Below are 6,747 nucleotides of genomic sequence, written 5' to 3' on the forward strand. Positions count from 1 at the left end.
AGCTCTCGCAGTGAGGAGTCGGTGAAAAACGCTATCCCAGCAGGGAGAGCACGTTGGCGATCTTGTTGTCGAGTTCGGCCCACTCGGCGGCGGGCTCCGATCCCGCCACTATGCCGGCACCGGCGAACAGGCTGATGCGCGAGCCCCTGATCCGGGCGCTGCGAATGGCGACGGAGAACTCCGAGGTCTCCCGGCTCAGCATGCCACAGGCACCGGCATACCAGCCGCGATCATGGGGCTCGCATTCACGGATGAAGGCGAGCGCCGCCTCGCGGGGGGCGCCCCCCACGGCGGGGGTGGGGTGCAGGGCAGCCAGCAGTTGCCAGTCGCAGACGCCGGGTTTGAGCTCGGCCTCGATGTCGCACTTGAGGTGTTGCAGCAGCCGCAATTTCAGAATGCGCGGCTCTGTCAGGGTGGCATCGGTCGTGAGGGGGGCCAGGCGGCTGAGAATGTCGGCGTGAACCAGCCGGTTCTCCAGCCGGTTCTTGCTGTCGGTCAGCAGCTCGGCGGCCAGGGCCGCGTCGGTCGCCTCATCCCCGGAACGGCGAATGGTGCCTGCCAGCGCCTCGGTAAAGAGGTGGCCCTTCTCCCGGCGGTAGAGGCGCTCGGGGGAGCAGGAGATGAAGCTCTGCTCGGGGGAGAATTGGAAGCCGAAGTGGAAGCACTCCTGGGCGTGGCGGGCCCACTGTGTCAGCAGGGACCAGGGGCAGAGGGGCGCATTGTGCGCCTCGCTCTGGAGCAGACTCTCCCGCGACAGCACCACCTTGGGGGTGCGGGCCTGGAAGTCGGGGGCCGTGACCTGCTCCACCAGGGTCTGCCACTGGGCAGGGCCCGGCAGGTCCTGGCGCTGCCATGGCCGCTTTTGCAGGGCGGGCAGGGGGGCCTCGGGTTGCAGGGCATCGAGCGCCGCCTCGGCGGCGCAGAGTTCGGCTTCGAATGCGTGACCCTCTTCCCGGGCAGGCAGCCAGAGATTGAGGCAGAGGCTGGTGCACTCCCCCCGGCGTACCAGTTCGATGCGGGGCAGCACGAAGCGGCAGGGGCCAAAACCCTGCCAGCCGGGCAGATCCGGGTCGAACGCCAGACCGCCGTAGTAGCGAGGGCTGTCTTCACTGGCCGTGCCGGCAAGGTCGCAGACCCGCTGGATATCCTCCGGCCGGGTCAGCTCGTGGATGGCGCCAAGCGCCACGTACTCGGGGCTCTGTTGCCCTCTGGCGTGCCAATAGATGCGGGGGTAGAGCGTCTGGGCCGCCAACCAGCCGGGAAAGACGTCGACGTGAGCGGCTACGCGCAGTCGCACGAAACCGCTGACAGTGCTGTGACGCAGGGCGTCCAGTTGTTGCTTGAGGTGGGTCTGAGCCAACATGGATGTCTAGTCTGAGCCGGATAATCGCGATCGCTCCGGGGGAGGATGGCGCAGGTTGATGCCAAAGGGCGACGATTTCCTATATATTATCTGCCCATTCGTCCATGTAAATTGCCCGGGGGAGCCGACGCCCCCGCGCAGCCAAGTATACCTAAATCCGGTTCGATAACCCTTAACACGATCAATATCTGATTGTTTGGCCATCACAATATGACAAATACCTTCTCTGTTTGGTTGCTGGCGGCGCGTTTGCGAACACTGCCCCTGGCGTGCTCCTCCATCTTGCTGGGCTCGGGGCTGGCAGCCAGCCGGGGAGCGTTCGACGGCACCATCATGGGGCTCTCCCTGCTGACCGCCATCCTGCTGCAAATTCTCTCCAATCTGGCCAACGACTATGGCGATGCCGTCTCCGGTGCCGACAACGGGGAGCGGATCGGTCCCCAGCGCGCAGTGGTTTCCGGCCTCATCACCCGGCACCAGATGTGTGTGGCCATGGGGCTGACCGCCCTGGCGGCCGTGGTGAGCGGCCTCTCCCTGCTGGTCTGCGCCTTCGGTGAGGCGTGGCAGCAGATCCTGACATTCATCCTGCTGGGGGGAGCGGCCATTGTCGCGGCCATCACCTACACGGTGGGCAAGAGCCCCTACGGCTATCGCGGCTTCGGGGACATCTCGGTGTTCCTGTTCTTCGGCCTGCTGGGGGTGCTCGGCTCCTACTACCTCTTCACCCATAGCCTGGAGTGGGACCTGTTGCTGCCCGCCACCGCCTGCGGCCTGCTGGCGACTGCCGTGCTCAACATCAACAACGTGCGGGACATCGAGACCGATGCCGCCAGCGGCAAGATCACCCTGGCGGTGCGCCTTGGCCGCAACCGGGCCATCGCCTATCACTGGGTCTTGCTGGGGGCGGCGCTGCTGGCGACCATCGCCTTCCTGCTGACCCAGCCTGCGAGCCTCTGGCCCTGGATCTTCCTGCCCGCCATGAAGCCCCTCACCGATGCCGCCCGCACCCTGCGAGAGAGTTTCGATGGCGAGGTGCTGACCGGCGCCCTCAAGAAGACCGCCATCAGCGCATTTCTGTTCAGCCTGCTGCTCTCCGCCGGGTTGGCGCTCACCTGAGGCCGACGCGTTTGGCAATGAAAAGGGCTCCCGAACGGGAGCCCTTTTTGTTGATGTGTCGACGCGTTGTTGTTTCATCAGACCGATGTGATGAGCGCCAGGGGAGGAGCCTGCCGCCAGGCGAAGGATGATGCCAGGTGATGCAGACGATGAGGGCCCCCGACAGGGAGCCCTCGTGTGCATGAGGCGGGCTTGCCCCGAGGTCAGCTTGCCTGGGCCACGGCCGGGCGGCGAGAGAAGAAGAGACTGTCCAGCAGCCAGATGGCGACCATGGAGGCCCCCACCAGCGGGAAGCAGATCCCGAGCACGACCAGCACCGCGATGGCACCGCCCATGGGAGGCAGCTTGGCGGGCAGGGGCGGGGCGGCGAGGCGACCACTGGGACGGCGGCTCCACCAGATCCAGAGCCCGCTCACCGAGCTTGCCAGAATCATCAGGCAGATGAGCAGAATGACGAGCTGGTGCGGCCAGCCGTAGAGCTTGCCCATGTGCAGCATGACGCCGGTTTCCACCGTCTTGGCGACCGGGCCGTAATCCTGCCAGCGCACGTCGACCAGCACCTTGCCGCTGTATTGGTCGATGTGCAGGGTGGCGTCGTTGCGGGGATCATCGGCAAAGATGGCGATGGTATAGACGCCGGTTTCACCGACCGGGGGGGTGATGCTGTAACCCAGGCTGACCCCACGCTCGTTGGCGATGTCGACCACCTGTTGCAGCGGAATGCGATGGCTGGCCATGACCATGCCCTCGTGTCCGCCGCCATGGGTCATGGCGCTGTGATCATGGCTCTCTGCCGTGGGTTGGGAGCTCGGCATGGGCAGGGTCTCGGCTCCCCAGGAGACGGTCTGTTCGTGAGCCTGGTTGAGGCTGCGGGTGAGGGGGGCCGACTTGGGCACCTCGTTCCACATGGCCGCAGGGAAGCGATTCCAGACGTCGGCGAACTGGCCGCCCCAGAAACCGGTCCAGGTCATGCCCGTCAGCAGCAGCAGCAGCAGGAAACCTGCGCCCCAGAAGCCGACCACGGCGTGGAGATCACGCCACCAGAGACGGCCGCGCTGGTGCATTCTCGGCCAGAGGATGCCTCCCACACCCGGTCCCTTGCGGGGCCACCAGAGATAGAGTCCGCTGACGAGGAGCACGATTCCCCAGCCTGCGGCCAGCTCGATCAGGCGATCACCCGTGGTGCCAAGCATCAGCTCCGCATGGAGAGCGCGCGCCACCGCCTGCAGGTTCCACTTGTTGTCCATGGTACCGAGCAAGGCGCCGTTCGCGGGATCCATGAAGAGGGTCAGCTCCTGCCCTTCACGCATCACGACTATCTGGGCGCTCGCGTCCGCTGCCACCGGGGGCAGGTATTTGCGCAGGCTGGCGTCCGGCATGGCGATGGTTGCCTTGGCCAGCAGCTGGTCGGCACTCAGGGTCTGGGTGGCGGGCGTCACCTTCATCAGCTGGGGGTAGAGCAGGTTGTCCAGCTGCGGCTTGAACAGGTAGACGATGCCGGTGAGGGAGAGCAGGATCAGGAAGGGGGCGACGAAGAGACCGGCATAGAAATGCCAGCGCCAGATCCGTTGGTAATAACTTGCGTCTTGTTGCTTCATCGTTGTTCCCTGGGTGAACGCCAAAAGGTTTCAGTAGGTGGAATGTTTTGAGTGGCGCGGATAATAGCAGCAACGTTTTGTTAACTGCAACAGAACATGTCGAAGAAATGTACATTCCGCCACCGGGGTAAAAACGGGGGTTGAATGGAGCTTTTCGTTCACAATGCGGGGAGCTTCATGGACTTTTCGGGGATAAATTCTTACTTTGTGGCAACACAGGGCATATCAGCCGCAGCGAAGGACTCAAGGCAGGAGGCGAACGTGCAAGCACACGGCCATTTTGAGATGCAGCGACAAGGGCAACTGCTGATCTGTCGGCCGAGCGGCCCTTTCAACCTGGCAGGCGCCATGGCCTATGAGGGCAAGTTCAGCCAACAGATAAGCCGTTTGCAGGGAGCCCCCTGGGGCATCGTCGAGGTCGCGACCGAGTTCGAGGCCGCCGGCCCCGAGGTGCTGGCTCGTTTTCGTCGCCAGTTCAACTGGTGCGCCACCCATGGCTGCGCCTTTCTGGCGGTGGTCATGATCGGGGATTTCAAACGTTATCTGGCGGATCACGTCTTCAGCGAGCTTCCCTTTCAGGAGGTGCGCTATTTCGAGGAGGAAGCGCAGGCCATCCACTGGCTGACACAGCGCCTCGAGGGGCTGCAAGGCAAGGAGAACCACGTCAGCACGGGTTGAACATCCCGGTTACTCCAGCCTGATGAACCACTTGTCCCGCTCGTCGAGGCAGTCGGGCTCCCCCATCTCGAATTCACGGCAGATAAGCGGCCGCACCTCGTAGATGCGACACATCATGGTGTTGCGGTCGAGGGCGGCGCACCAGCCATCTTCCAGTCTGTGCATCACGGGCACTTCTCCTTCCCGCTCCTCGATATAGCGGTCCGGCACGCCGGTGTCGGTGAAGAGCATCACCTCGAGGCGGCAGCAGCAGGCTTCGCAGTTCTGGCAGCTCACATCGCTCTGGATTGCTTGGGTCATGTCACCTGTCTTGCCGCATGGCGGCGAATGATATGAAACAGGCGCCTGTCAGGCGCCTGTGGTCTGGCTGGGGCGTATGAAATACCTTAGCCCAGTTTGCGGGCACGGTAGCTGCGCCCCTTGATCTTGCCTTCCTGCAACCGCTTGAGGGCGGCGCTCGCCACCTGGCGCTTCACCGCCACGTAGGAGTACTGCTCGGAAATCTGGATCTTGCCCACATCGGCCCCGGCAATGCCGCCTTCGCCAGTCAGGGCGCCGAGGATGTCACCGGCACGCACCTTGCTCTTGCGGCCCGCATCGATGGAGAGGGTCACCATCTGCGGCGCGATCGGCTTGATGTCGCGGCCGATCCCGGCCAGGTCGCCCTGGGGAATGGGGGCCTGCTGGTACTCCTCGATGAAGTTGACGCGCTGGGCCTCGTTCGGCTGGTAGAGGCTCAGGGCCAGGCCCTGCTGGCCGGCGCGGCCGGTACGGCCGATGCGGTGCACATGCACCTCGGGGTCGTAGGTCAGCTCGTAGTTGATGACGGCCCCCAGCTCCTTGATGTCGAGGCCGCGGGCCGCCACGTCGGTGGCGACCAGTATGGTGGCGCTGCCGTTGGCGAAGCGCACCAGCACCTGATCCCGCTCACGCTGCTCCAGATCGCCGTTCAGCGCCAGCGCCGAGAAGCCCTTGGCAGCCAGGTGATCGGCCACGTCGTTGCAGGCGCGCTTGGTGTTGCAGAACACCACGCAGGAGCCCGGTTGGTAGTGGCTGAGCAGCCAGGTGAGGGCATCGAGGCGCTGGCCGGCCGGCACTTCATACAGCTTCTGTTCGATGGCGCTCTCTTCATGCAGGGACTCCACGCTCACCTCCACCGGGTTGCGTTGCACGCCGCGGCTCATCTGGGCGATCCCTTCCGGATAGGTGGCGGAGAACAGCAGGGTTTGCCGGTCCTGCGGGGCGTGGCTGATGACCCGGTTGATGTCTTCACCAAAGCCCATGTCCAGCATGCGATCCGCTTCGTCCAGCACCAGCGTCTTGAGGTCGTCGAGCGCAAGGGTGCCCTGCTCCAGGTGCTTGAGGATCCGGCCCGGGGTGCCGACGGCGATGTGGGCGCCAAAGCCCAGGGTGGCGGATTGCGGTGCGGTCGGGGTGCCGCCGCACAGGGTCACCAGCTTGACGTTGGGCAGGGTGCGAGCGAGACGGCGGATCTCGGTGGCCACCTGATCCGCCAGCTCGCGGGTCGGACAGAGCACCAGCGCCTGCACTGCCAGTCGGTTGACGTCCAGCTTGGCCAGCAGACCCAGGCCGAAGGCCGCGGTCTTGCCGCTGCCGGTTTTCGCCTTGGCGATCAAATCTTTGCCGTCGAGCACCAGGGGCAGGCTCTGGGCCTGGATCGGGGTCATCTGCAGATAGCTCAGGCTGGCGAGGTTGTCCTGCAGGGCGGAGGAGAGGTTCAGGCTGCTAAATTCGCTGTTGTTCACAAAAGGACTCTATGTCGGAAAACCAGAAATGGGGGGGCGCGGTGCGCAAGGGGGCGCATCATACCAGAATGTGCCGCCGGATGCGGTGAATATTTGAACGGTTGGCGTCATGGGTTGCCGATGGAGGCTTCTGTCTGCGTTGGCGGGCTTCATGTACAGGATCTTTAGCTACAACCAATTGAAATAGATAGAAAAAAGGCTTCGTTTGTGATCTGATTTAATCGCA

The 6,747-nt window shown here is 64.1% G+C and carries 6 protein-coding genes; 2 read left to right on the plus strand and 4 right to left on the minus strand.

Annotated elements, in window-relative coordinates; all coding sequences use genetic code 11:
* Positions 1–31: 31 nt before the first annotated feature.
* Positions 32–1,363, minus strand: coding sequence for an isochorismate synthase (locus tag PG892_RS08270; RefSeq protein ID WP_223933262.1), 1,332 nt, complete (start codon positions 1,361–1,363; stop codon positions 32–34).
* Positions 1,364–1,573: 210 nt separating this feature from the next.
* Here PG892_RS08270 and PG892_RS08275 point away from each other — a divergent pair, with 210 nt between their 5' ends.
* Positions 1,574–2,479, plus strand: a complete 906-nt coding sequence (locus PG892_RS08275; protein WP_029313608.1) for a 1,4-dihydroxy-2-naphthoate polyprenyltransferase — start codon at positions 1,574–1,576, stop codon at positions 2,477–2,479.
* Positions 2,480–2,682: 203 nt separating this feature from the next.
* Here PG892_RS08275 and PG892_RS08280 read toward each other — a convergent pair whose 3' ends face one another.
* Entirely contained in the window at positions 2,683–4,077 is a 1,395-nt protein-coding gene (locus tag PG892_RS08280; protein WP_223933260.1) for a PepSY-associated TM helix domain-containing protein, read from the minus strand.
* A 285-nt stretch (positions 4,078–4,362) separates the two neighbouring features.
* Here PG892_RS08280 and PG892_RS08285 point away from each other — a divergent pair, with 285 nt between their 5' ends.
* Positions 4,363–4,755: a hypothetical protein gene (locus PG892_RS08285; protein ID WP_124813004.1), complete on the plus strand. Its 393-nt coding sequence runs from the start codon at positions 4,363–4,365 to the stop codon at positions 4,753–4,755.
* Positions 4,756–4,764: 9 nt separating this feature from the next.
* Here the strand turns inward: PG892_RS08285 and PG892_RS08290 are convergent, their stop codons facing one another.
* Entirely contained in the window at positions 4,765–5,055 is a 291-nt protein-coding gene (locus tag PG892_RS08290; RefSeq protein WP_039039772.1) for a YkgJ family cysteine cluster protein, read from the minus strand.
* A gap of 86 nt (positions 5,056–5,141) precedes the next feature.
* Positions 5,142–6,521, minus strand: a complete 1,380-nt coding sequence (gene dbpA, locus PG892_RS08295; RefSeq protein WP_223933258.1) for an ATP-dependent RNA helicase DbpA — start codon at positions 6,519–6,521, stop codon at positions 5,142–5,144.
* Between the last annotated feature and the right edge of the window lie 226 nt (positions 6,522–6,747).

Origin of the sequence: Aeromonas sp. QDB68, assembly GCF_027707405.1 — a bacterium.
Classification (GTDB): domain Bacteria; phylum Pseudomonadota; class Gammaproteobacteria; order Enterobacterales; family Aeromonadaceae; genus Aeromonas; species Aeromonas caviae.

Coding starts and splice junctions, on each gene's coding strand:
- PG892_RS08270 (WP_223933262.1), bottom strand. CDS start 1,363: ATGTTGGCTCAGACCCACCTCAAGCAACAACTGGACGCCCTGCGTCAC.
- PG892_RS08285 (WP_124813004.1), top strand. CDS start 4,363: ATGCAGCGACAAGGGCAACTGCTGATCTGTCGGCCGAGCGGCCCTTTC.
- PG892_RS08290 (WP_039039772.1), bottom strand. CDS start 5,055: ATGACCCAAGCAATCCAGAGCGATGTGAGCTGCCAGAACTGCGAAGCC.
- PG892_RS08275 (WP_029313608.1), top strand. CDS start 1,574: ATGACAAATACCTTCTCTGTTTGGTTGCTGGCGGCGCGTTTGCGAACA.
- PG892_RS08280 (WP_223933260.1), bottom strand. CDS start 4,077: ATGAAGCAACAAGACGCAAGTTATTACCAACGGATCTGGCGCTGGCAT.